The organism is Halorussus aquaticus (assembly GCF_024218795.1).
Classification (GTDB): domain Archaea; phylum Halobacteriota; class Halobacteria; order Halobacteriales; family Haladaptataceae; genus Halorussus; species Halorussus aquaticus.
The window spans coordinates 459950-483367 of record NZ_CP100400.1; the positions used below are offsets into that span (position 1 = coordinate 459950).

24 protein-coding genes are annotated in these 23418 nt (G+C 66.9%); 16 read left to right on the forward strand and 8 right to left on the reverse strand.

All coding sequences use genetic code 11. The features are described from left to right. Positions 1-26 precede the first annotated feature (26 nt). The 3 genes from NGM06_RS02440 to NGM06_RS02450 all read right to left on the reverse strand — a co-directional run bounded on the left by NGM06_RS02440 (position 27) and on the right by NGM06_RS02450 (position 1780). The gene (locus NGM06_RS02440) at positions 27-1016 is read right to left on the reverse strand and encodes a succinylglutamate desuccinylase/aspartoacylase family protein (RefSeq protein ID WP_254268774.1); all 990 of its coding nucleotides are present in this window, start codon (positions 1014-1016) and stop codon (positions 27-29) included. A 94-nt stretch (positions 1017-1110) separates the two neighbouring features. Next, entirely contained in the window at positions 1111-1434 is a 324-nt protein-coding gene (locus NGM06_RS02445) for a DUF7521 family protein (RefSeq protein ID WP_254268775.1), read from the reverse strand. A gap of 1 nt (position 1435) precedes the next feature. After that, positions 1436-1780, reverse strand: coding sequence for a winged helix-turn-helix domain-containing protein (locus tag NGM06_RS02450; RefSeq protein ID WP_254268776.1), 345 nt, complete (start codon positions 1778-1780; stop codon positions 1436-1438). A gap of 106 nt (positions 1781-1886) precedes the next feature. Between NGM06_RS02450 and NGM06_RS02455 the strand changes: the two genes are divergently transcribed. Continuing rightward, a complete protein-coding gene (locus tag NGM06_RS02455) occupies positions 1887-2246 on the forward strand; it encodes a hypothetical protein (RefSeq protein ID WP_254268777.1) in 360 nt (119 codons plus the stop codon). 29 nt (positions 2247-2275) lie between these two features. On the opposite strand, the gene NGM06_RS02460 is transcribed toward NGM06_RS02455, so the two are convergent. Together NGM06_RS02460 and NGM06_RS02465 are read right to left on the reverse strand one after the other, a co-directional pair. Then, positions 2276-4534: an NADP-dependent malic enzyme gene (locus NGM06_RS02460; RefSeq protein WP_254268778.1), complete on the reverse strand. Its 2259-nt coding sequence runs from the start codon at positions 4532-4534 to the stop codon at positions 2276-2278. 72 nt (positions 4535-4606) lie between these two features. Beyond that, positions 4607-5770, reverse strand: a complete 1164-nt coding sequence (locus NGM06_RS02465; RefSeq protein ID WP_254268779.1) for a M24 family metallopeptidase — start codon at positions 5768-5770, stop codon at positions 4607-4609. 226 nt (positions 5771-5996) lie between these two features. Here NGM06_RS02465 and NGM06_RS02470 point away from each other — a divergent pair, with 226 nt between their 5' ends. The 9 genes from NGM06_RS02470 (at position 5997) to NGM06_RS02510 (ending at position 14451) form a co-directional block, all read left to right on the forward strand. Then, on the forward strand, positions 5997-6473 hold the full coding sequence (locus tag NGM06_RS02470; protein WP_254268780.1) for a COX15/CtaA family protein: 477 nt from the start codon (positions 5997-5999) through the stop codon (positions 6471-6473). 96 nt (positions 6474-6569) lie between these two features. Then, positions 6570-7475: a basic amino acid ABC transporter substrate-binding protein gene (locus tag NGM06_RS02475; protein ID WP_368410503.1), complete on the forward strand. Its 906-nt coding sequence runs from the start codon at positions 6570-6572 to the stop codon at positions 7473-7475. A gap of 6 nt (positions 7476-7481) precedes the next feature. Continuing rightward, positions 7482-8399, forward strand: a complete 918-nt coding sequence (locus NGM06_RS02480; RefSeq protein ID WP_254268782.1) for an amino acid ABC transporter permease — start codon at positions 7482-7484, stop codon at positions 8397-8399. Next, positions 8396-9169: an amino acid ABC transporter ATP-binding protein gene (locus tag NGM06_RS02485; RefSeq protein ID WP_303658844.1), complete on the forward strand. Its 774-nt coding sequence runs from the start codon at positions 8396-8398 to the stop codon at positions 9167-9169. Before NGM06_RS02480 ends, NGM06_RS02485 begins: the two co-directional genes overlap by 4 nt. 221 nt (positions 9170-9390) lie before the next feature. Further along, positions 9391-10200, forward strand: a complete 810-nt coding sequence (locus tag NGM06_RS02490) for a basic amino acid ABC transporter substrate-binding protein (protein WP_254268783.1) — start codon at positions 9391-9393, stop codon at positions 10198-10200. Positions 10201-10204: 4 nt separating this feature from the next. Next, positions 10205-10879 carry an amino acid ABC transporter permease gene (locus NGM06_RS02495; RefSeq protein WP_368410460.1) on the forward strand — a complete coding sequence of 225 codons (675 nt, stop codon included), beginning with the start codon at positions 10205-10207 and terminating at the stop codon, positions 10877-10879. Then, positions 10876-11625, forward strand: coding sequence for an amino acid ABC transporter ATP-binding protein (locus NGM06_RS02500; protein ID WP_254268784.1), 750 nt, complete (start codon positions 10876-10878; stop codon positions 11623-11625). The genes NGM06_RS02495 and NGM06_RS02500 overlap by 4 nt, the downstream gene beginning before the upstream one ends. Then, positions 11618-12598, forward strand: coding sequence for an amino acid ABC transporter permease (locus NGM06_RS02505; RefSeq protein ID WP_254268785.1), 981 nt, complete (start codon positions 11618-11620; stop codon positions 12596-12598). Before NGM06_RS02500 ends, NGM06_RS02505 begins: the two co-directional genes overlap by 8 nt. A 167-nt stretch (positions 12599-12765) precedes the next feature. Beyond that, the gene (locus NGM06_RS02510) at positions 12766-14451 is read left to right on the forward strand and encodes a Na+/H+ antiporter NhaC family protein (protein ID WP_254268786.1); all 1686 of its coding nucleotides are present in this window, start codon (positions 12766-12768) and stop codon (positions 14449-14451) included. A gap of 74 nt (positions 14452-14525) precedes the next feature. Here the strand turns inward: NGM06_RS02510 and NGM06_RS02515 are convergent, their stop codons facing one another. Together NGM06_RS02515 and NGM06_RS02520 are read right to left on the reverse strand one after the other, a co-directional pair. Continuing rightward, positions 14526-15161 (reverse strand): hypothetical protein, encoded by a 636-nt coding sequence (locus tag NGM06_RS02515; RefSeq protein ID WP_254268787.1) that lies wholly within the window; start codon positions 15159-15161, stop codon positions 14526-14528. A 72-nt stretch (positions 15162-15233) separates the two neighbouring features. After that, on the reverse strand, positions 15234-16277 hold the full coding sequence (locus tag NGM06_RS02520; RefSeq protein ID WP_254268788.1) for a helix-turn-helix transcriptional regulator: 1044 nt from the start codon (positions 16275-16277) through the stop codon (positions 15234-15236). A gap of 234 nt (positions 16278-16511) precedes the next feature. Here NGM06_RS02520 and NGM06_RS02525 point away from each other — a divergent pair, with 234 nt between their 5' ends. After that, complete coding sequence (locus NGM06_RS02525) at positions 16512-16820, forward strand: HalOD1 output domain-containing protein (protein WP_254268789.1); 309 nt, start codon at positions 16512-16514, stop codon at positions 16818-16820. 16 nt (positions 16821-16836) lie between these two features. Here NGM06_RS02525 and NGM06_RS02530 read toward each other — a convergent pair whose 3' ends face one another. Further along, positions 16837-18279, reverse strand: a complete 1443-nt coding sequence (locus NGM06_RS02530; RefSeq protein ID WP_254268790.1) for a replication factor C large subunit — start codon at positions 18277-18279, stop codon at positions 16837-16839. A 138-nt stretch (positions 18280-18417) separates the two neighbouring features. Here NGM06_RS02530 and NGM06_RS02535 point away from each other — a divergent pair, with 138 nt between their 5' ends. From NGM06_RS02535 to NGM06_RS02555, 5 genes are all read left to right on the forward strand, one after another. After that, on the forward strand, positions 18418-19932 hold the full coding sequence (locus tag NGM06_RS02535; protein ID WP_254268791.1) for a glutamate-cysteine ligase family protein: 1515 nt from the start codon (positions 18418-18420) through the stop codon (positions 19930-19932). 166 nt (positions 19933-20098) lie between these two features. Beyond that, a complete protein-coding gene (locus NGM06_RS02540) occupies positions 20099-20854 on the forward strand; it encodes a competence/damage-inducible protein A (protein WP_254268792.1) in 756 nt (251 codons plus the stop codon). Positions 20855-21051: 197 nt separating this feature from the next. Further along, positions 21052-22062 (forward strand): calcium/sodium antiporter, encoded by a 1011-nt coding sequence (locus NGM06_RS02545; protein ID WP_254268793.1) that lies wholly within the window; start codon positions 21052-21054, stop codon positions 22060-22062. A 115-nt stretch (positions 22063-22177) separates the two neighbouring features. Next, on the forward strand, positions 22178-22801 hold the full coding sequence (locus NGM06_RS02550) for a GNAT family N-acetyltransferase (RefSeq protein ID WP_368410504.1): 624 nt from the start codon (positions 22178-22180) through the stop codon (positions 22799-22801). 5 nt (positions 22802-22806) lie between these two features. After that, positions 22807-23403, forward strand: coding sequence for a GNAT family N-acetyltransferase (locus NGM06_RS02555; RefSeq protein ID WP_254270066.1), 597 nt, complete (start codon positions 22807-22809; stop codon positions 23401-23403). Positions 23404-23418: the final 15 nt, after the last annotated feature.

The window sequence follows — 23418 nt, forward strand, 5'->3', positions numbered from 1 at the left end:
CCCGCTCCGTCGGGGGACTCCATCTCTCACTCTTCGCGGACGAGCGCGACGCTCAGCAGTTTCTTACCGGCGGTTACGGTCGCCTCCTGTGTGAGCGAGTAGAGGATTCCTTCGCGGTCGGTCTCGACGCGCTGTAGCACCTCGTAGGTCGTCGGGTCGTAGAGCGTGCCGACGCGCTCGCCCGCCGCGACGCGCTCGCCGACCTCGCGGTCGGGGTCGGCCCGGAACAGGCCGGAGTCGTCGGCCGTGACTCGGCCGAGGTGGTTGCGCGCCACCGTCGGGTCGCCGTCGGCGGGGTCGCCCGCGAGCAGGTCGAGGTGGCGGAGTACGTCCAGCGTACCCGACACGCCCGCCTCGACGGCGTCCTCCACGAGGTGCTTGTTGTGGGCGAGTTCCGGCGTGACGGTCGGGATGCCCTCCCGAGTCGCCGCGACCCGAAGTTTCCCGCCGAAGTCGCGGGCGTCCCACTCGGCGTCTGCGTCCTCGCCCGCCTCCTCCGAGAGCAGGAGGTCGGTGCCGAACGCCTCCGCGAGCGCCCGAGACTCCTCGTCGCCCTCCATGAACACGACGTGGGTGAGCATGTCCGCGCTCCCGGTGTGGAGGTCGAGGACGGCGTCGGCGTCCGCGACGTACTCCCAGAGCGTCGCGGCCATGCGCTCGTGGAGGGTCCCGTCGGCGTCGCCCGGCCAGACCCGGTTCATGTTCGGGTTGACGCTGTCCAACTGCTCGGGCGTCGTGTACGACACCCGGTCGAACGTGAGGGGGTCGGCGACGGGCACGGCGACCACTCGGCCCGCGAGTTCGGTCTCTCCGTCCCCGAGTTCGGTTCCGCCCGACGTGAGGCGGTCGTGGACCCGCCGCAGGGTCTCGGTGCCGTTAATCTCCCGACCGTGCTGTGCGGCCTGCACGTAGACGGTCGGTCCGTCCGCTTCGCCGTCGTAGGTGTGAACCGTCGTCTCGATTTCGACGCCCGACGGGAGGCGCGCGAGCGTGACGCGCTCGGAGCGGTAGTCCATGTGCGTTCCTCTCCGGCGCGGCAGTTGAAGCTACTGCCTGCGCTACGAATGGAGGCTGATGCCTGTAGTGTGACTCCGCGCGACCCGCTTCGAGTCACGTCGGCATCCTGAGCGCGTAGAGGATACAGCCGAGTCCCACCAGCGTACTGCCGTTGGAGAGTACGACGTACGCCGACGCCGCGGTGGGGCTGTTTCCGAGGAGGAGCATGGGAACGACCAGCACGAACGGGAGACCGACGGTGAGGATGAAGCCGACCGCGATGAACAGCATCGGTCTGCTGTCGTTGCGCCGGTAGCCGCGGTAGGCCTGATACGCGACGAGGAGACCGACGAGCGCGGCGACGAAGTTCATCCCCTGGGACAGCAGTCTCACCCAACTCGGGATGTCCGGCGGCGCGATTTGGAGCGGTCCCAGCACGTCACATCCCCTCGACGAGGTCGGTGAATCGGTCGGCAACGTCCTCGCGGCGACTGACTTCGACGGTGAGCGACCCCTCGACGAGTTCGACGGTCACGCGTTCGAGGCGGGGCGAGTACACCTTGTGGTGGTGGCCCGCCGCGGTGTCGAGGCGGGTCTGGGACTCCACGAGGTCGTACGCTCGCAGGTCCTCCAGTCGCCGGTAAATCGTCGGCTCCGATGCGCCGCACCGTTCGCTCAATGCGTTGGCTGACATGGGTTCGATGCTGGTTGCTGTGAGGATCGCGCGTACCGTCTCGTCTTCGAGGAGAGCGGCGATGTCCTCCACGTCGCAGTCCTCACTCACTGTTATCGAGTTACGTTCCGAATCGGTATAAAAACCTGACGACAGCTTCAGCGCGTGAAGTCGCGTCCGCCCCGCTAACACTACGGAGTGCGTAGCGGAACCCGAGATGACGATTTCGCTCACCGCGCACGACGTCCGCCTGTCCGACCTGACCGCGTTCGCGCTCCTCGTACTCACGCTCGCGGTCGGAATCGCCTTCTACGGGGACCTCCCCGGCCGGATGGTGATGGGGTGGCACGTGGGACTCGACGGCGCGGTGCGACTCACGCGCGCCCCGCGACCGGTGGCTACCTTCGCGGTTCCCGCCGTGGCGACCGGCGCGTACGTCGTCGTCAGAGCCGTCGCGTTGCTTCCCGGCGTCCGCGACGAGGTGCGAGCGGCCCGCTTCGTCTACGACGTCGCCGTCAATCTCCTGCTGGTCGCGCTCTGCGCCTCGCAGGTGGCGGTCGTCGCCGCGAACCTGTGAGGGAGAACCGGAGCGCCAGACTGGCGGTTTTACTCGTTCTGCTGTGCGTCCACGACCGCCACGCCCGCGAGATTCACGATGTCCTTGACCTCGTCGCCGCGCTGGATGACGTGGACCGGTTTGTCCATGCCGACCAGCATCGGACCGATGGCGTCCGCGCCGCCGAGTCGCTGGAGCAGTTTGTAGCCGATGTTGCCCGCTTCGAGGTTCGGGAAGACGAGGAGGTTCGCGGGGTCGTCGAGTTCCGAGAACTCGTAGGTGCCGTTCAGGATGTCCTCGACGACCGCGGTGTCGGCCTGCATCTCGCCGTCAACCGGGAAGTTGACGTCGGGGTCCGCGCGGAGTTGCTTGGCGGCTTTGCGAGGTTTGCGCGTGCCCTCGTTGTCCACGCTCCCGAAGTTCGAGTACGACAGCATCGCCGCGCGCGGTTCGACGTTGAACCGGCGGGCGAGGTCGGCGGTGTGGCGCGTGATTTCGGCCAGCACGTCCTCGTCGGGGTCCTGATTGACCGTGGCGTCCGCACAGAAGATGACGCGGTTCTTGAACGTCAGCATGTACACTCCGGCCGCGTAGTCGGCGTCGTCGGCCGTGCCGATGACCTGCAGGGGCGGTCGGAGCGCCGAGGGGTAGTGATGGGTCAGACCGGTCAACATCGCGTCGGCGTCGCCCTGTTCGACCATCACGCTCCCGAAGTAGTTACTGTCCTTGCGCACGAGGTCTGCGGCCTCGCTCTCGGTGATGCCCTTGCGCCGCCGGAGTTGATAGAGGCGTCGGGCGTACTCGTCGTAGTCGCCGTTCGCGGGGTCGGCGATTTCGGGGTCGAAGTCGAGACCGAGGTCGGCCGCGGTGGCTTCGATGGACTCGCTGTCGCCGATGAGGACGGGGTTGGCGATGCCTTCCTCCTGCATCTGGTAGGCCGCCCGAATCATCTTCTCGTCGTCGCCCTCGGCCAGCGCCACGCGCTTGGGGTCGGACTTGGCCTTGTTGAGGACGACGCGCATCATCTCGCGGGACTTGCCGAGGCGCGCTTCGAGCGTCTCGACGTACTGCTCGGTGTCGAGTTCGCTGCGGGCGACGCCCGACTCCATCGCGGCGTCGGCGACTGCGGGGGCGACCTCGAAGAGGACGCGGGGGTCAAGCGGTTTCGGGATGATGTACTCCGGCCCGAACTGGAGCGGTTGGTCGCCGTAGGCCTTGACCACCGCGTCGGGCACGTCCTGCTTGGCGAGGTCCGCGAGCGCCTCCGCGGCGGCGACTTTCATCTGCTCGTTGATTTCGGTCGCGCGAACGTCGAGCGCGCCCCGGAAGATGAACGGGAACCCGAGGACGTTGTTGACCATGTTCGGGTAGTCCGAGCGCCCGGTCGCCATGATGACGGTGTCGTCGCGGGCCTCCTTGGCCTCCTCGTAGCCGATTTCGGGGTCGGGGTTCGCCATGGCGAAGATGACGGGGTCGTCGGCCATCGACCGGACCATCTCCTGGGAGACGATGTCTGCGACCGAGAGACCGACGAACACGTCCGCGCCCTCCATCGCGTCAGTGAGGTCGCCTTCGGGCACGTCGCGGGCGAACTGGGCCTTGTACTCGTTGACGTCGCCGTGTTCGGCCCGGTCCTCGGTGATGATGCCCGAGGAGTCGCACATGATGATGTTCTCCTTGCGCGCGCCCAGCGAGACGTAGAATCGCGCGCTGGCGATGGCCGACGCGCCCGCGCCCGAGAAGACGATTTTCAGGTCCTCGATGTCCTTGTCGTTTATCTCGGTTGCGTTCAGCAGGGCCGCCCCGGAGATGATGGCGGTGCCGTGCTGGTCGTCGTGGAACACCGGGATGTCCATCTCCTCGCGGAGCGTCTCCTCGATTTGGAAGCACTCCGGGGCCTTGATGTCCTCCAGATTGATGCCCCCGAACGTGGGTTCCATCGCCTTGGTCGTCCGGATTATCTCGTCGGCGCCCTCTTGGTCTAACTCGATGTCGAACACGTCGATGTCGGCGAACCGCTTGAACAGGACGCCCTTGCCCTCCATCACGGGTTTGGACGCCTGCGCGCCGATGTTACCCAGTCCGAGGACCGCGCTCCCGTTCGAGACGACGCCCACGAGGTTGCCCTTCGCCGTGTACTTGTAGGCGTCCTCGGGGTTCTCGTCGATGGCGCGGCAGGGCGCGGCCACGCCGGGCGAGTACGCCAGACTCAGGTCGCGCTGTGTGTTCGTCGGCTTGGTCGTCGAGATCTCGATCTTCCCGGGCGGCTCCTCGCGGTGATAGTCGAGTGAATCTTCGTCTAGTCCCATAGACCGAAGAATCGTACCCGCCGATATAAAAGTATCCGAAGGCGTCGAAATGGATTTCGACAGACGACGAACTCAGTCCCCGTCGTCTTCCTGAACGAGCACGTCGGGGCGCTCTATCACGGCGTCGTAGTCGTAGGCGTCCACGGCGGTCGTGGGCCACCGCCCCGTGTCGGTCAGCACCTCGAAGCCGCCGCCGGACTCCGACCGGCGAGCCTCCGAGTCGGACTCGGAGACGTCCTCGGTGACCAGTACGGTGTCCTCGCTCTTCGCGCCCTGCACGGTCGGGTTCCACGCGTAGGCCATCGGCGTCGTGATCGCGGCCGATTCGGCCATCTCGGGCGCGGCTATCCACTCCCGGCCCGCGTACCCGGCCGCGCCGCCCTGATGGTGACGCTCCCACTCGTCGGCGTGACCGAGGTGTTCGTAGGCGGCCTGAACCGCCTGAAAGACGCTCGTCGGGTCGCCCGACAGGCCGGATATCGCCCGCGTCGCGCCGAGCGCGGTCACCTCCACGATACGGGCGGCGTGGTGTCGCTCGCCGAGTTCGTTCAGGGCCGCGTCGTCCATCTCCGACTCGAACGCGACGGTCCGGGTCGTGCTGGCGTGGAGTCCGTGGCGCTCGGCCGTGACCGAGACCAGCGCGTACTCGCCGAGTTCGGCGTCGGTCGGCGTGTAGTGGCGATACTTCCCGGCGCGCTCTGCACCGCCGACCAGCGCCACTGGGGCCTCGATGCCTCTGGCCGAGAGCGCGACGCGGAGCGCGGAGGCCACTTCCGACTCCGTGTCACCGGGTTGGAGTTCCCGGCAGACCGCTTCGACCGCCTCGGCGGTCTCTCGGCCGAGGTCCCGGTATTTCTCGATGTCCTCGTCGGTGAGCGGTTGCCGTAGCGGCGAGGCGTCCACCGACTGCAGGCCGGGCGCGTCGAAGTCGGCCGCGGCGGGGTCGGGACTGCGGTCCGCGACCGCTTCGCCGAGCGACTGTCGGTGCCAGTCGAACTCGGTGACCGGAACGTCCTCGGGGAGTTCCTCGTCGCGGAGGCGGTCGGCCTCGATGTTGTTCGTCACGACTTCGAGTCCGTCCCCGTCGTAGCCCACCGCGGCGACTCCCGCGTCGCCCTCGCGGTCCACGACGTTGCTCGCGCCGGTCAACCACGCGAAGGAGTTCGGCCGGGCGAACCAGACTGCTTCGAGGTCGTTCTCTGCGAGGTAGCCGTCGAGGCGCTTCTGTTTGGTCATGTCTGGTCGGTCGTCACCGACGGCCTTGAAGCAGGTGGATTCGGTGGTTCGCGGGGCGGTTCGTTCTCGCCTCGCCGTCTGTCTCTCGGCCTCGAACTCCGTCTCGCGTCGAAGTCACCGAGGCGCAGTCGAACAGACCTAAGTGCGACCGGCCGAAAGCACCGCTAAGGGGAGTTCCAACCGTGCAAACCCACACACTCAGACGCTCGTCGGGAGGTGCGCACTGATGGTCAGATTCCGACACCTCGCGGCCGTCACGACCGGTCTGACGTTCGCGCTCATCCTGCTCGGCGTCTACACCGCCGCGATGGGCGCGGGATTGTCCTGTTCGGCCCAGTGGCCGTTCTGTGACGGCGGCCTGATTCCGCAGACGTTCCCGAGTTTCGTCGAGTGGTTCCACCGCCTGATAGCGATGATAACCGGGTTCTTCATCCTCGGCACCGCCATCGGGTCGTGGAAGTACACCGGCGAGAAGCGCATCCGCGGCGCGGCGACCCTCGCGCTGGCGGTCACGCCGATTCAGGTCGTCCTCGGCGGCGCGACGGTCTTCATCTACACGCCCATCGTCCAAGTCGCTCACCACACGGCCGCGCTGATAATCTTCGGCGCGCTCTTGGCGACGACGCTGTGGTCCTACGAGGCCGAGCGCACCCCCGACGCTCGCGGGGCCGACTCGACGACCGGTTATCCGAGCGACGACTGACGCTCATTTTAGCGGCTCTGTTCTCCGAATTCGGACGTTTCGAGCCAACGTTATGTAGTATCGTGTAGTCGTGAACTTGGGGGAAAACACATGGACATCGACAGGCGGTCGTTTGTCAAGGGGAGCGCAGGAATCGTCGGCGGTCTCTCGCTGGGCGGACTCGCCGGAGCGCAGGACCAAGGGGTCGTCCGCATCGGGTCGGACATCCCGTACAAACCGTTCGAGTACCGCACGCAGAGCGGCGATTTGACGGGCTTCGACGTGGACCTCGCGGAAGCCATCTTCGCCGGGCAGATGGACCGGGACTACGAGTTCGTCCAGACCGGCTTCGACACCATCATCCCGAGTCTGAACAACGGGAACTTCCGCATCATCATGTCGGCGATGACCATCAACGACCAGCGCGACCAGCAGGTCGATTTCTCGGAGCCGTACTTCATCGCCTACCAGACGGTGGCGATACTGCAGGGCAGCGACGTACAGAGCGTCGAGGACCTGAAGGGGAAGACGGTCGCCGTCCAGAAGGGCACTACCGGCGAGGCCGCCGCCCAGCAACTCAAGGAGCAGTTCGGCGGCGACCTCAACATCGACAGCTACGACCAGATACCCGGGGCGTTCAACGCGCTGCTGAACAATCAGGCCGTCGCGGTCATCAACGACAACGCCGTGAATCTGCAGTACGCCGACGAGCGCGACAGCATCGTGATGCTCGAAGGAGAGGGGCAGGCGGCCCAAGAGTTCGAGAACGCGCCGCCCTACCTCACGCTGACGGTCGAACGGTACGGCATCGCGTTTCGGGAGGACGACGACGAGTTCCGCCAGCAGGTCAACGAGGCACTCAACGCGGTCATCGGGAGCGGCCAGTACGCGGAGATTTACAAGGAGTATTTCACCGGCGAGCCACCGCAGGCGATACTCTCGCGCGCGCGTCCGGCACCGGGCACGACCACGGCCAACGGGACCGCCGGTAACGCGACCGACACGACCACCAACGGCGGGTAATTCCGGATGGCGGAGACGTACGCCGAGGAGCGCAGTGGCGAAGCCGCGGCCGACGAGGGGCTCCTGACCGACGAGCGCGTCAAGTGGGCCGGGATGGCGGTGGCGCTCGTGTTCACCGCGGTCATCCTCGGGTTCATCGCGCTCATCCTGTTCGAGTACGTGAACTACGACCTGCTGTTCTCGGTGGTGCCTCGGTTCGTCGTCGCGTTCGTCCGCGTGGTAATCGTGGTCGTCATCTCCAGCGTCCTCGCAGTCACCGCGGGGGTGTTCGTCGGACTCGGTCGGGTGTCGCGCACCTCGATTACGCACTCCATCGCCACCGCGTACGTCCAGTTCTTCAGGGGGACGCCGCTGCTCTTCCAGTTGTTCATCATCTACCTCGGCATCCCGTCGCTGTGGCCGCCGGGGCAGTTCCCGATTTCGGAGGGGTACGTCGTCGCCCCCGAGGTCTTCGTCGTGGACTGGACGTTCATCACGGCCGTCGTCGCGCTGACGCTGAACCACGCCGCGTACGTCGGCGAGGCGGTGAAAGGCGGCATCAACGCGGTGGCGGAGGGACAGATGGAGGCCGCCCGGTCGCTCGGGATGTCGTACGTCGATTCGATGCGGGAGATAATCCTGCCGCAAGCGTGGCGCAACGCGCTGGCGGCTATCGGTAACGACCAAGTGATTCTGGTGAAAGACACGTCGCTCCTGACCGTCATCGCGTTCCCGGAGATAATCACCGTGTTCCGGGAGATAAACTCGAACCAGTTCGACGCGTGGACGCCCATCGTCCTCGTGGCGGTGACGTATCTGGCCATCACGCTCCCGCTGATGCGGACCGTCCAGTATCTCGAAGACCGCGCCGAGTGGGGGACGGGCGACGACGACGAGGCGTCGGGCGGACTGCGCGAACGGTTCGGGTGGGGTGAGCGCCGATGAGCGACGCGGACGAGGTGACGACCGACGACCTCGCGGCCGGTCAACCGATGGTCGAGTTCGACGGCGTGGACAAGTTCTTCGGGAGCGCCCACGTCCTCAAGGACATCGACCTCGCGGTCGAGGAACAGGAGGTCGTCGTCGTCGTCGGGCCGAGCGGGAGCGGGAAGTCCACGCTCCTGCGCTGTGTCAACCGACTCGAAGAGATTCAGGACGGCGAGGTCCGAATCGGCGGCGAGGCCATCACCGCGCCCGGCGTGGACGTGAACCGACTCCGCCAGAAGGTCGGGATGGTGTTCCAGCACTTCAACCTCTTCCCGCACAAGACGGCGCTCCAGAACGTCACGCTCGCGCCGGTTCGGGTCCGCGGCCTCTCGGAGGCCGCCGCCCGCCAGCGCGGCGAGGACCTGCTCGGAGAGGTCGGTCTCGGCGACCAACTGGACTCGTTCCCCGCCGAGTTGTCGGGCGGCCAGAAGCAGCGGGTCGCCATCGCTCGGGCGCTGGCGATGGACCCCGACGTGATGCTGTTCGACGAGGTAACCAGCGCGCTCGACCCCGAACTCGTCGGCGAGGTGTTGGGGGTCATGCGGGGACTCGCGGAGGAGGGGATGACGATGCTGGTCGTGACCCACGAGATGGGGTTCGCTCGCGAGGTCGGCGACCGCGTGGTGTTGATGTCGGAGGGACGCATCGTCGAGGAGGGACCTCCCGACGAGTTCTTCGACCATCCCGAGACCGACCGGGCCAAGAAGTTCCTCCAGCGAGTGCTGTAGCGGGCGCTCTCGGCTACTCGGGTCGGCCGCCCGTCGTCGCCCGTGGCCGCCCGTCGTCACCCGCGACCGCGACCCGAAGCATCGTCGCCACCCGCGACTCGATAGTGAAAGAATTACTATATTTACCGACGAAACAACGAGACGTAACTCGTTTCTCGCAATTTTTGGGGGATGGAATTGGTGAGAAAGGTTCAAAAGCGTAGTCTCCCTCCTATGCCAGTATGGAACGCAGAACTTCCGTCGATATGGACCGTCGTACCTACGTGAAGGTCGTCGGTGCGGGTAGTGTCGCAGGCCTGACTGGAACTGCTGGATGTATCGGTAGTCTCACCGGAAGCGGCGGCGACAAGAAGCTAACCGCCGGTACCGCGCCCGGTTTCCCCCCGTTCGAGATGAAACAGGGCGGCGAACTCGTCGGCTTCGACATCGACCTGCTAGAAGCCGTCGTCTCCGAGAGCGAGTACACGCTCTCGGGATGGGAGGAGTTCGAGTTCAAGGGACTCATGCCCGCGCTCAGTAGCGAGAAGATAGACGTCATCGCTGGCGCGATGACTATCAACGAGAAGCGCGACAAGAAAATCGACTTCTCGAACCCCTACTACAGCGCCGACCAGTCGATTCTCGTGCGCAAGGGCGGCGACTTCTCGCCGTCGAAACTCGGCGACCTCTCTGGCCATCCCATCGGCGCACAGAAGGGAACCACCGGCGAGGGCATTATCAAGGACGAACTCATCGCGAAGGGCAAAGTGAGCGAGTCGAACTACAACTCCTACGGAAGCTACGTGCTTGCGGTCGAGGACCTCGTGAACGGCAACATCGACGCCATCGTCATCGACAAGCCGGTCGCCAAGACGTTCCAGAGCGAGCGCGACGTCTCCATCGCGTTCACCTACGAGACCGGCGAACAGTACGGCTTCGGCGTGCGTCAGGGCGACAGCGAGGTTCAGAAGGCCCTCAACACCGGCCTGAAGGCCGTTCGCGATAGCGGCAAGTACGCCGAGATCCGCAACAAGTGGTTCAGCGACTCGTAGAGCCGTGTTGACTCCGCTGCTGTCGGCCGACTGGACGTTCGTCGTCGAGAACCTGCCGTATCTGTTCGGCGGGATAGTGCTTACTATCGCGCTGACGGCCGCCAGCATCCTGCTCGGCTTCCTCGCGGGGTTCCCGGCGGGGACCCTCGAGGTGTACGGCGGCCGGTACGCCAGCGGCGCGGTCGAGAACGTCGGCGTCGTCCTCCGGGGCACGCCCATCGTCGTCATCCTGCTGTTCGCGTACTTCGGCACGCCCATCGAGAGCGCGTTCGTCGCGGCCGTCCTCGGTCTCGGACTGCGGAGCGCGGCCTACCAGTCCCAGATATTCCGGGGTGCGATACAGAGCATCGACGAGGGCCAGATGGAGGCCGCTCGCGCCGTCGGGATGTCTCGATTCGAGGCCATTCGTCACGTCGTCGTCCCGCAGGCGCTCCGCCGGTCGATTCCGGGGTTCCAGAACGAGTTCACTATCGTCCTCAAGGACACGAGCGTCGCGTTCGCTATCGGTCTCTCCGAACTGCTGACCCGGAGCAACGACCTGTTCGTCCAGAACACGAACGCCGTGCTGGAGGTCATCCTGTTCGCCAGCGGGGTGTACTTCGTGCTGACGTTCGCGACGAACCGGACGTTGGATTACGTCGGCAACGTCTTCGCGATTCCCACAGGTGATTCCACATGAGTCTGCTACGCGTCGAGAACCTCTCGAAGAGTTACGGTGACGAACGCGTCCTCCGAGACGTGAGCTTCGAAATGGACCGGGGCGACGTCGAAGTCGTCGTCGGGCCGAGCGGGAGCGGGAAGTCCACGCTCCTGCGCTGTGTCAATCGGCTCACCGAGGCAAACTCGGGTGACATCTACCTCGACGGCGAACTCACGACGGGTCCCGACGCGGACGTGAACGAACTCCGGCGAGACGTCGGCATGGTGTTTCAGGACTTCAACCTGTTCGCGCACTTGACCGCCCGCAAGAACATCACGCTCGGTCTCCGGCGAGTCAAAGGCCTCTCCAAGGAGGAGGCGCGGAGCGTGGCCGACGAACACCTCGATATGGTCGGACTCGCGGCGCAAGCCGACTCCTACCCGGCCGAACTCTCGGGCGGCCAGAAACAGCGGGTCGGCATCGCCCGGGCGCTGGCGATGGAACCGAAACTGATGCTGTTCGACGAACCGACCAGCGCGCTCGACCCCGAACTCATCGGCGAGGTGGTCGGCGTGATGCGCGAACTGGTCGAGCGCGGGATGACGATGCTGGTCGTGACCCACGAGATGGGGTTCGCCCGGTCGGCGGCCAGCACCGTCACCTTCCTCGAAGACGGTAGTATCGTCGAGCGCGGTCCGCCCGAACAGTTGTTCGACAGCCCCGAGAAGGCGCGGACCGGGGAGTTCCTCGGTCGCCTCGACAAGGTCCACGGCGACCATGAGTGACGTCACTCGCCGCGCGACGGCGGCCCCGCGCTGGCGCTCGTACGGACTCCGCCAGTGGCTCGGCGTCGCGGCCGCGGCGCTGTTCTGGGGATGGCTCGTCTTCCGCTGGGTCAACGACTTGCTGCTCGGCGGAGGCGTCGTTCCGCGCGGCCAGCCGCTAATTCCGGCCGAGACGTTCGCCGGAGTCGCCGAGTCGCTATCGGCGACGGCCGACGCGCTCGGCGTCCTCGGCTGGCCGCTCTCGCAGGTCGCGGGACTGTTCTCGTTCCTCGCGACCGGCGCGTCGGCGCTGCCCGCGTTGGCGGAGGGCGCGTGGCTGACCGTCTTGCTGACTGTCACCACCATCGCGCTGGGGTTCGTCATCGCCGTTCCGCTCGCGGTCGCGCGGGTGTACGGCGAGAAGACGGCGTGGCTCTCGCTCGGGTACACCGAACTCATCCGCGGGACGCCGCTGCTGGCCCAACTGTTCGTCCTCTACTACGGCATGGGGCTGTCGTCGTGGATACGCGAACTCCCCCTCGTCGGCGTCGGCATCGTCCCCGGGCAGGCCGTCTGGGTCGCCATCATCGGCTTCACAATCAACGGCTCGGCCTACCAGTCGGAGTACATCCGCGCGGCCATCGAGGGCGTCGATTCCGGGCAGTTGACCGCGGCCCGCGCGGTCGGGATGTCGAAGCTCGCGGGGATTCGCCACGTCGTCCTGCCGCAGGGGCTTCGCTACGCCATCCCCGGTTGGTCGAACGAACTTGTCTACCTCATCAAGTACTCGTCGCTGGCGGCGTTCATCACCGTGCCCGAACTGTTCGAGCGCGCCGACGCCATCGCGTCGGAGACGTTCGAGTTCACCACGATGTACGCGTTCGCCGCGCTGCTCTACCTCGGTCTCGTCCTGTCGGCGTCGAAGGTGATGTCGTCGGTGGAACGGCGGTTCGCCATCCCCGGCATCGGCGACGTCGAGGGACGGGACCGGTAGCGACTCGGTCCGGTGGACCCTCTTCTCGTAACCGGGCCGACCGACGGGCTTCCGATTGCCGATTTCAATCTCCCGTTTCCGGCCGGTCAACGAGCGTGAAATAACCGGTGAATGAAGGATAGGGAGTACGGAACTTCTATTAGACAGTGTCAACCACGGGGTAACGTATGGCACTCGAAGGTATCGACGCTGGTGTGTGGTCGCTCGTCCCCGCCATCCTCGCGATCTCGTTGGCGTGGACGACCCGAGACGCCCTCATCGGGTTGTTCGTCGGCGTAGCGAGTACCGGGCCGATTTACGGCGCGTTGCGGCCCGGCGCGGACGCGGTCGGGGTGCCCCCCGACCTCGTCGGGACGCCCGTAGGCAACGCGCTCGGCGCGCTGTTCGGTCTCAAGTTGATTCCGACGCTCGTGGCGACCGCGCCGCTGTTCAGTTCCGCGTGGTACGTCGAGAACGTCCTGCTCGCCATCTTCGCCATCGGCGGGATGATCGGCCTGATGATTCGGGCCGGGGCGATTCAGGGCGTGCTCCAAGCGCTCACCGACTGGGCCGACTCCCCGGCGGACGCCGAGAAGGCGGCCTACATCGCCGGAATCGCCGTCCACATCGACGACTACTTCAACTGCTTGGTGGTCGGGTCGATGATGCGCCCGCTGACGGACAAGTACAACGTCTCGCGGGCGAAGTTGGCCTACTACGTGGACTCGGCCGGGAGTCCGGCCGCCCGCCTCGCGTTCTACTCGACGTGGGGCGCGGCGCTCATCGGCTTCATCGGCGGCGGTCTCACCGAGGCCCAGCGTCAGAACGTCCTCCCCGAGAACATGGGCGGGTTCGTGCAGGGGACCGGCGAGAGCGCCAGCGCCGTGACCGCCGAAATCTGGCCGCTGTTCTTCAACAGCCTCTTCTTCGGCTTCTACTCGTGGATAGCGCTCGTCCTCGCGGGTCTCGTCGCGTGGCAGGTCTTCCCCAACATCTTCGGCATGGGCCGCGAGGAGTCGCGCGCCCGTTCGGGCGGCGGCGTCGTCGGCCCCGACCAAGACCCCATGATATCCGAGGAGATAGACGAGTACGAGATGTCGCCGACCGCCGACCCCGACTGGCGCAACTTCGCCGTCCCGGTCGCCACCATGATTCTGGTCGGTCTCGGCGCGATGTTCTGGCGCGGCAGTCCCGTGGTCACCGTTCCCGGCGAGGCCTCGAACCTCCTGTTCGCGCTGGGCGACTACCAGTTGTTGATTCCGCCCGCGGGACCGTGGGCGTTCAACATCGGCGGCGTCAAACTCGGTCTGGCGGCCACCGCGGCGCTCGTGGTTGCGGCGGTCCTCTACCGCCTGCGCGGGGACATCCCGAGCAACGACGACGCGACCGACGCGATGGTCCGCGGGTTCAAGGGCATCTTCCTCGCGGCGCTCATCCTGACGCTCGCGTCGTCCATCCAGAACAGCGTCACCGTCCTCGGCATCTCCGGGTTCGTCACCGACTGGTTCCGGGGCGTCCCGGCCGGACTCGTCCCCGTGTTGCTGTTCTTCGCCACCGCGGGCATCAGTTTCGCCGACGGGAGCTCGTGGTCCACCTACGGCATCATGTTCCCCATCGCCATCCCCGTGGCGTTCACGACCGGCGCGAACCTGCCGCTGGTCCTCGGGGCGGTGTTCAGCGGCGGCATCTTCGGCGACCACTCCTCGCCCATCAGCGACACCACCGTCCTCGCGTCCTCGACCAGCGGAAGCGACCACCTCGTCCACGTCCGGACCCAGATTCCGTACGCGGTCATCACCGCGACCGTCGCGGCGGTGCTGTTCGTCCTGTTCGGGTACGTCCTCCCGCAGGGCTTCGAAGTCATCCCGTACTGAGACCGCGCGCCGTCTCTCTGCAGAGGGGTGCGGGGCCGGATTGCGGCTACGGGGTCGAATCGGGGCTACCGCGGCTACTCAGAGCGCTCACCGAGTTTCGGTAACGGACTCCGCACGCTCTCGTTGGCCAGCGTCTCGTTGGCGACTTCTCTGCCGATGGGTCCCTCGAACTGGTAGAGTTCGTGGGCCTGCTCGCTCACGTTCCGGACCCGGGTCACGTTGACGCCGTTCCGTTCGCGCACCGCCAGCGAGAGGTTCGTCGCCGCCCGCACGGTCTGGTTGGCCCGGAGTTCGACGATTCGCGCTCGAACGACGAACTCCGCCAGCGAGGTGCGGTACTCGCCCTCGGAGAGGTCGCCGTCGGCCCACGCGTCGGTGAGGTTCCCCCGGACGCCGGTGAGCGCGTCTAGATACGATTCGAGGGTCTCGGTCTCGTCGGCGACTACTTCCGCTCGCTCGGCGGCGGTGGTCGCGTTCGCCAGTCGGTCCGCGAGCGTTCGGTTCCAGAGTTCGCCTTGGAGCGCCGCCCCCTGTGCGCCGACCGCACCGGCGAGTTGCTGGCCCGGCGATATCGTGGTGGCGTTGCTCTCGTTGGTCGTCGTGTCGTCGTGGGGCCACGTCGACTGGCTCCCGCCGGTGTCGGCCGCGACCGCTCCCGTCGCACCGAGCAGGGCGACGCCAGCGAGGAGCAGGACGAAGGTGGGTTTCATCGGTCGTTTCCACGCGTTCGACGACCAATAAGCCGCCGTTACTGAACCCGGATTTACCCGAATTAAGGCGGCTCAGGACTTGTGTTGCTCCTGCGCCAGCGCGAGTACGTTCTCCCTACCGAGCCTGAAGCTCTCTATCTTGCCCTGCTCGCGGAGGCTCCCGACGACCTGACTCGTCTTGGCCTCGGTCCAGCCGAGTTCGTCCACGACCGCCTTCTGCTTGACGCGGCCGCCCCGGCGTTCGAGCAGGCGGAGGACGCGCTCCTCGTTGCTCAGCAGGTCCTCCGGCGGTTCGTCGGCGGGTTCGTCGGCGCGCTCGCTCCGGTTCCGGTAGAGCCACCAGCCGCCCCCGACGAGCGCCGCGAGAACGGCCACCGCGCCCGCCACCGCCGCGACGGTCGTCCACGGGACGTTCGGTCCGCCCGCGCCGGGCGCGGCGATGACGATTCGGGGTTCGTTGCCCGCGAACTCGATGGGACCGTTCCAGACGACCGCTCGCTCGCGCTTCTCGTACCCGGTCTCGGGCTTGGGCTGAATCGTGGTGGCCTCGTAGCCCTCGGGCCACTTGACGAGCAGTCGCGTCTTCTCGTTGAGGATGAGTCCGGACAGCGAGTCGCCGACGCGGAGGCGGTCGTCAGAGACGGCGGCGAACCCGCGCCACCGGAACGAGTAGACCACCACGCCGTATCGCTGGGGGAACTCCCGGATTTCGGCCCGGACCGAGTAGTTGGTCCCCGTCATCTCCCGGCCGGTGGACTGCTCGGCGCTGTGAATCGTGCTGTTCATCCGCGAGACGAACTGCTGGCTGTACTTGGTCGAGTTCTCCTCGATGTCGGCTTTGTACCCCCGGAACGCCGACGCCGTCTCGGGGTCGTCGAGTCGGGTGCGGTAGACGACCTGCCACGTCGCGGTCCCGTTCTCGGCCACCCGGACGTCGAGGACGACGGTGTCGGGGGTGACCTGTTGCACCTGTGACTGGGGCGACGCGTCCGCAGTCGCCGTCGCGTCGGCCGCGCTCGCCGTCTCACCGGCGGACGTGCCGACTGCGGGTGTTCCGACTGCGGTCGAGAGACAGAGAATCGCGACGAGCAGCGCTACGAACTGTCGTGCCCCCATTCGTCACGTACGTCCGACGCGCAAGGAAAAAGGGATTGCGTCGTTTTTGGGGTGCCGAGGGGGGTTCCACGGCCGATTTCTTTCCGGTACGAGCGGGTTACTCGGGTTAGGGTCGAGTTGCGGCGTTTAACTCGGATTAACTCGACCACAACCCGTCCTCAGGGCCAGTAATCGGATTTCAGCGTTTGGGGGCTTGAAGCACCTGTCCGCCCTCGTCCGAATCGGCGAGATAGCATGTCGAAGACGGAAACGCACACGGTCGATGCGGTGGAGTACGAGAGCGAGACACCCCTGCGCGTGCAGGCCGACTGGTCCGGCAGCGAGACGCTGGACTCGGCGATAACCTGCGCGATTTCGCGGGCGACCGACGTCTCGGTGACCCAACTCGCGCCCCTCTACGAGTACATGGACCCCGACGCGCTCCACGAGTTCGTCGCCTCGATGCGCGACCGGGAGACGGAGACGAGCATCACGTTCCAGTACGAGGGCCACGACGTGACCGTCCGGGGCGACGGCGAGATACTGGTGTGGCCGCCCCGGTAGTCGTTCGGCGTCGGTTTCAGAAGTCGGTCAGTCCGGCCTGACCGTCGTCGCCGTCGTCCCCGCTGGCTTCGACCGCCGGGTCGGCGGCCTGTCCGTCCGAGTCGTCGCTCGCGTCGGCGGCGTCGTCGCCGCGCTGGGACCCGAAACTGCCCTCGAACGCGCCCCCGGAGTGTTCCACGGCCGCCTTCTCCCGGAGGGTCTGGGCCTCCTCCACGATGTTCTGGACCTTGTTCGTGTCCTTGCCCGACCCGGTGACGAACGAGACGTGTTCGGCGTCGAGGTCGTACTTCGCGGTCATCGCGACGGTCATCTCGCGGTTCTTGCAGTGGTGGGTCATCGCGGCGAGGAACGGCATCATCTCCCGGCGGGCCGTGGACATGCTCACGCCCTCGGTCTCGGCTATCTTCCGGGCGACGTAGTCGCGCTTGCGCCGGTTGGCCTTCGAACTCCCGAGTTTCCGCCAGTAACTCGGCGGGCCGTACCGGGTTCGGCCGCCCTTCTCGCCGTCGCGAGACGCCGCGACCCCGGCCGCGACGTTGTCGGTGGCGTAGCGCCACATCGAGTAGTCCTGCGTGGCCCGGACCCGGCCGAGCCACTTGTCGGCGTTCGAGAGGAAGTCGTAGGCGGTGGCGAGTTCCGCGCCCTCGTAGTCTTTCGGCACGTTGTCCTCGACCCAGTTCAGCAGGTCGTCGGGGGTCTCGTCCACGTCGTAGGACTGCTGCAGCGCGCTCTGGGGGTCCTCCTCCTTGAACACCGCGTCGAGGAACTCGAAGATACCGCTGGTCCGGTCGCGCTCGCCGGTGACGTTCACGTCGTCCTCGGTGAGTCGCTCGCTGGTCTCGGCGATGGCCTGCAGGTCGTTGACCGCCGACCGGAGGTCGCCGTCATTCTTGTCCGCGATGGCCCGGAGCGCCGCTTTCTCGTACTCGATGCCCTCCTCCTTGCAGATGTGCCGGAGCGCGGGCACGATGGAGCGGGCGTAGACGTCCCGGAACTCGATGGTCTCGCAGTTGTTCCGGAGCGTCTTCGACATGTCGTAGAACTCGTTGGCGATGAGGACCATCGGCTGTCCGGCGTCCTTGACGACGTCGGTGATGGCCTTCGACCCGCCCCGATCGACGTTGCCGTGGAGGTTGTCGGCCTCGTCCATGATGACGAGTTGTCGCCCGTCGGCGCTCCCGGTGAGCGCCTGATTCTTGGCGGCCCCGCCCGCCAACTTCTCGACGACGTCGGCGGTCCGGGTGTCGCTGGCGTTCAACTCGATGGTCGGCCAGCCCATGTCGTTTGCCAGCGCGTGGGCCGCGGAGGTCTTGCCCACGCCCGGACTGCCGTGGACGATGACGGTGTCGCGGTGGTCGTCCCACGTCTCGGCCCACTCGCGCAGTTGGTCGCGGGCCTTGTTGTTCCCGCGAATCTCGGAGAGGGAGGAGGGCCGATACTTCTCGGTCCAGTCGGTCATTGGAGGGAGGTAGGTGCGAGCGGTGTTTAGTGGTTGCGGAGAGCCCTTCGACTCGTTGGTCGGAGCATCTCGGCGGAGATTGCTCGTGGTGTGTTCACACCGTACATCTAAGCGACTGGAACTCGCTGTATCTTTTTGATGGAGGGGGTTATCGACCTCGTCAACCGTTCGCTGGGGGAGGCCGCGCGGAGAGAGTTCGACAGCCGCGTGGACGAGCAGGCCGACCGGATCACCGACGCGCTTCGCGCCGGGCAGTTCGACAACCCCGACTTCGGCCTCGGACTGGAACTCGAGGCCTACGCCATCGACGGGGAACACCGGGTCGCCCGAGTTCCCGATACCGTGTTCGACGGGAACTGCGAGCGAGAACTCGGCCTGCAGAGCGTCGAGTTCCAGACGGACCCGACGTCGTTCGACGGTGCGGGCATCGACGCGCAGGCGTCCCAGCTCCGCGAACGACTCCTGAGCGCGCGACGCGCCGCCGACCAAGAGGGGAGAGAGATCGTCCTCGACGCCATGTGGACGATACCGCCACCGGAGGGCACTCAGACGTACCTGACAGACCTGCGCGAGTCCGAAGGCGTGACCATCGCCGAGAACATGACTCCGTCGCCGCGATACTACGCAATCGACAACGACGTCTTGGCGCGGACGGGGGGAACGCTCACCCTCTCGGTTCCGGGGACGGAGCGTCAGTTCCCCTCGATTCTGTTCGAGTCGCTCGCCAACTCGATTCAGCCCCACGTCCAGGTTCCCGACGCGGAGGCGTTTCCGCGCTACTACAACGCCGCTGTCCGCACGCTGGGCCCGGTTCTCGCGTTAGCGACCAATTCACCGCTGTTGCCACCGGACCTCTACGACACCGACGAGCCGTACCGACTCGTGGACGAGACCTATCACGAGCTCCGGATTCCGGTGTTCGAGCAGTCGGTCAACTCGGCGTGGGAGAAAGTTCGCTTTCCCAGCGGGATTCGAGGCGTGGGCGACTGCGTGGACAAACTCGTCGCCGACCCGACGTGTGCGCCGTTCCTCCGAGAGTGGCTCGCGGACGGCGACCGCGAGACGTTCGCGGATCGGTTCTGGGAACTCGACCACAAGCGAGGGACGTACTGGCGGTGGCTCCGGGCGGTCGTCGGGGGTCAGCCGGTCGACCGGGGCGACCAGTGGTCCGTGCGCATCGAGTACCGGCCCCTCCCGACGCAGCCGACCATCGACGAGAACGTCGGATTCCAGTGTCTGGTCGCCGGACTCGTTCGCGGTCTGTGCGCGGCCGACCACCCGCTCGCGACCCTCGACCGCGACGCCGCCGAGCGGAGCTTCTACGAAGCGGTCGAGAACGGACTGGACGCCGAGATGGCGTGGATCACCGCCGACGGCGACCATACGACGGACCGGGCCGTCGTCTACGAGGAGATGTTCGACTTCGCTCGTCGCGGCCTCCGAGAGCAGGGCGTTTCGTCGGACGCTATCGAGGCGTACCTCGGACCCATCGAGGCCCGCTGGACCGAACGCACGACTCCGAGCCGCTGGAAGCTGACCCGCGTCACCGAGCACCTCGACGCTGGAGAGCGATTCGAGGACGCCGTCCGCGAGATGCAGACCGAGTACGTCCGTCGGTCGAAGACCGGAGAGCCGGTGGTGCAGTGGTCCTGAATCCGCCGGGCACCCGGAGATACCCCGCCCGAACGCCGATACTGTCGCGCGAAACGGACCGCTTTTCGGTGGACTCATCGGTGAGAGCGAGGGCGATGGTCGGCGGCGTGACCGGGCCGAGCGTCGCGCCGACACGGATAAGTTCACCACGGCCCACCTCTCGGGCATGGAAATCGCCGTCCTGTCGGTCGGGGACGAGATACTCGCCGGAGACACCGTGAACACGAACGCGTCGTGGCTGGCCGACCGCATCGACGAGCGCGGCGGGAGCGTGCGCCGGATTCTGACGGTCCCGGACGACCGCGGAGTCATCGCCGACACCGTCCGGGAGTGGGCCGCGGCGTTCGACGCGGTGGTCGTCACCGGCGGTATCGGCGGGACGCCCGACGACGTGACGATGGAGGCCGTCGCCGACGGCCTCGACCGGGACCTCGCGGTGGACCGCGACGAGCGCGCCCGCCTCGAAGCGAAGGCCCGGCAGTTCCGCGAGGAGAACCCCGAACTGGCCGAGGACTACGACATCGACCTCGACCTCGACGCCGCGGCGTCGCTCCCAGAAGGGAGTCGGGCGCTGGCCACCGACGCCGGGTGGGCACCCGGTTGCGTCGTCGAGAACGTCTACGTGCTGCCGGGCATCCCCGAGGAGATGAAAGCGATGTTCGAACTGGTGGGCGAGGAGTTCGGCGGCGACGTGGTCTCTCAGACGCTCTACACCCCCGAACCGGAAGGTGCGCTCGGCGACCGCTTGAACGAGGTCCGGGAGCGCTTCGACGCGTCGGTCGGGAGCTATCCGGGCGTGGGTTCGACGCCGGGCCGCCTGAAGGTCACCGGCACCGACGCTGAGACGGTGGCGGCCGCGACCGACTGGCTTCGGGACCACGTCGAAATCACCGACCCGCCAGAAGGCGACGCCGACGACTGAGGCGACCGTCCCGGCCGACGGTCCGGCAGTGTCCCTCGGCCTCCCGGTGACGGACGGCGCGCCAGACGACGGCGGTACGACTACAAACGTCGCGCCACACGGAAATACCGTGAACGTGATGTCCGTAACGGCCGAGAGACGACGACCGGGCGCACTCGAACGCCGAGAACCACGGTACTCCGTCCTCGACCGCACGCATGGCTGAGGCGACCGCAATCGCACTCGACCTCGCTATCGTCGCCGCGAGTATCGGCGCGCTCTGGGTGGGTGCCAAGCTCCTCGTGGAGAACGCCGCACGCATCGCCCGCCGGGCCGGGCTGTCGGAGCTGGTGGTGGGGCTCACCGTGGTGGGGTTCGGGACCTCGACGCCCGAACTCGCCACCTCCGTCGACGCTGCGCTCGTCGGCGCGGGCGACGTCGCCGTGGGCAACGTCGTCGGGTCTAACCTCTTCAACGTCGGCGTGGTGCTGGCGCTCGTCGGCCTCCTGAACCCGGTCCCGGCCTCGAGTGCGCTGGTTCGCCGGGACGGGCCGGTCGTGGTCGTAGCGGCGGTGCTGGCTGCCGCGGTCGTTCGGGACGGCGTCGTCGCCCGGGCCGAAGGGGCGGTGTTGGTCGTCCTGCTCGTCGGGTACGTCGGGTGGCTGCTCGCCCGCGGCGGCCCCGCCGACGCTCCGGAGGACAGTGACGGCGAGGTCGGCGGGCGCTCGACGGACACCGCGACCGGCGCTCAGACGAGTGAAACGACAGCGAACGGGGGTGTCGACCGATCGACGCTCCGGTCGGCCGCGGCGGCGGTGGGCGGACTGGCGGTGATCCTCGTCGGCGCGCGCTTTCTCGTCTCGTCGGCGACCGACCTCGCGCGGCTCGCGGGCGTCTCGGAGTGGGCCATCGGCGAGACGGTGGTGGCCGTCGGCACCTCCACGCCCGAGATAGCGGCCTCCGTCGTGGCGGCCCGCCGGGGCAGCAGCGACATCGCAGCGGGGAACCTGCTCGGCAGCAACGTCTTCAACGTGTTGGGTATCTTGGGCGTCGCCGCAGTGGTCCGGCCGCTGTCGGTGTCGCCGGTCGCGTTCGACGCGGCGGTCTGGCTCGTCGCGCTGTCGGCGTTCGTCGTGGCGCTGTTGGCCACCAGAGGCCGTCTCACACGACTGGAAGGACTGGTCGCGCTCGCCGTCACGCTGAGTCGATGGGCGATCGACGCGCTGTGAACCCAGTCAGTGTCACCAGTCCCCATCCCCGGGCAACGCTTTTAGTTCGGGCCTCCGACGCTCGAAGCATGTCGACGGAGCGCGCCGCGGAGGCCGACCGATGACCGAGGGCGGCCTGTTCCTGGAGCGAATCGAGACCGAGCGACTGGAGTTGACGCCGCTGACGCCCGAGAACGTGGACGTGTTGGAGTTCTACCGTTGCGTCTCCCGCCGGAACCCGAACATCGGGGAGATAACCGAGTACCTCTCGTGGGACCCCCACGAGATGCCGAAAGAGACCGCGGAGTTCCTCGAATCCCGCACGGAGGCGCGGTCGGCGGGCGAAGACGCCGCCTACGTGATTCGTCCGAAGGAGGGCGAGGACGGCGCGGGGGAAATCGCGGGCGCGACAGAACTCCACGCCGACTGGGAGCGCCTGACCGCGGTCCTCGGGACGTGGCTCCGCAAGCCCTTCTGGGGCCGGGGGTACTCCGGCGAACGCGCCGCGGCCCTGATGCGGGTCGCGTTCGAGCGCCTCGACCTCGAAGTCGTAGCCGTGACTCACCACGCGGACAACGACAAGTCCCGGCGGGCTATCGAGAAGTACGTCGCGGCCCACGGCGGCCAGCACGAGGGCCTGCTCCGGAACGCCGGACTCGCCCCCGACGGGCCGGTGGGCGTTCACCGCTACACGGTCACCCGCGAGCAGTGGAACGAAGCGACCGCGAACGACCGCAACGAGGGGGGCGATGGGAGATGACCGACCTGTTCCCGGAGCGCATCGAGACCGACCGCCTACTGTTGGAACGACTCTGCCACGAGAAGGTCGATACCCTCGCGTTCTACGACTGCTTCGCGGCGGGCGTCGCCGACGAGCAGGTGTTCGAGTACGTCCCGCAGGACCCGTGGAACACGCCGAAGGAGGCCCACGACCGCATCGACGACGCCGAGGAACGCTGGCGGGAGGGCACCGCCGCGGAGTACGTGGTGCGACCGACGGAGGGCGAACCCCGTGCCGGGGAAATCGCGGGTACCGCGCATCTCCACTGCGAGTGGGAGCGCCGAACCGGACGACTCGGACTCGTCCTGCGCAGACCGTTCTGGGGTCGAGGATACTCGGGCGAGCGGGCCGAAGCCCTGATGGAACTGACCTTCGACCGCCTCGGTCTCGAACTCGTCACGGCGGGGTTCAACGAGGGCAACGAACGGTCCGAGCGCGCCATCGAGAAGTACGTCGAGCGATTCGGCGGGCAGTACGACGGTGTCCTTCGAAACTGGGTCCCGATGGGCGACGAGGTGGACGACTTGCACCGCTACACGGTCACCCGCGAGCAGTGGAACGAAGCGACGAAGGGGGACTGACGAGAACCGACCCCC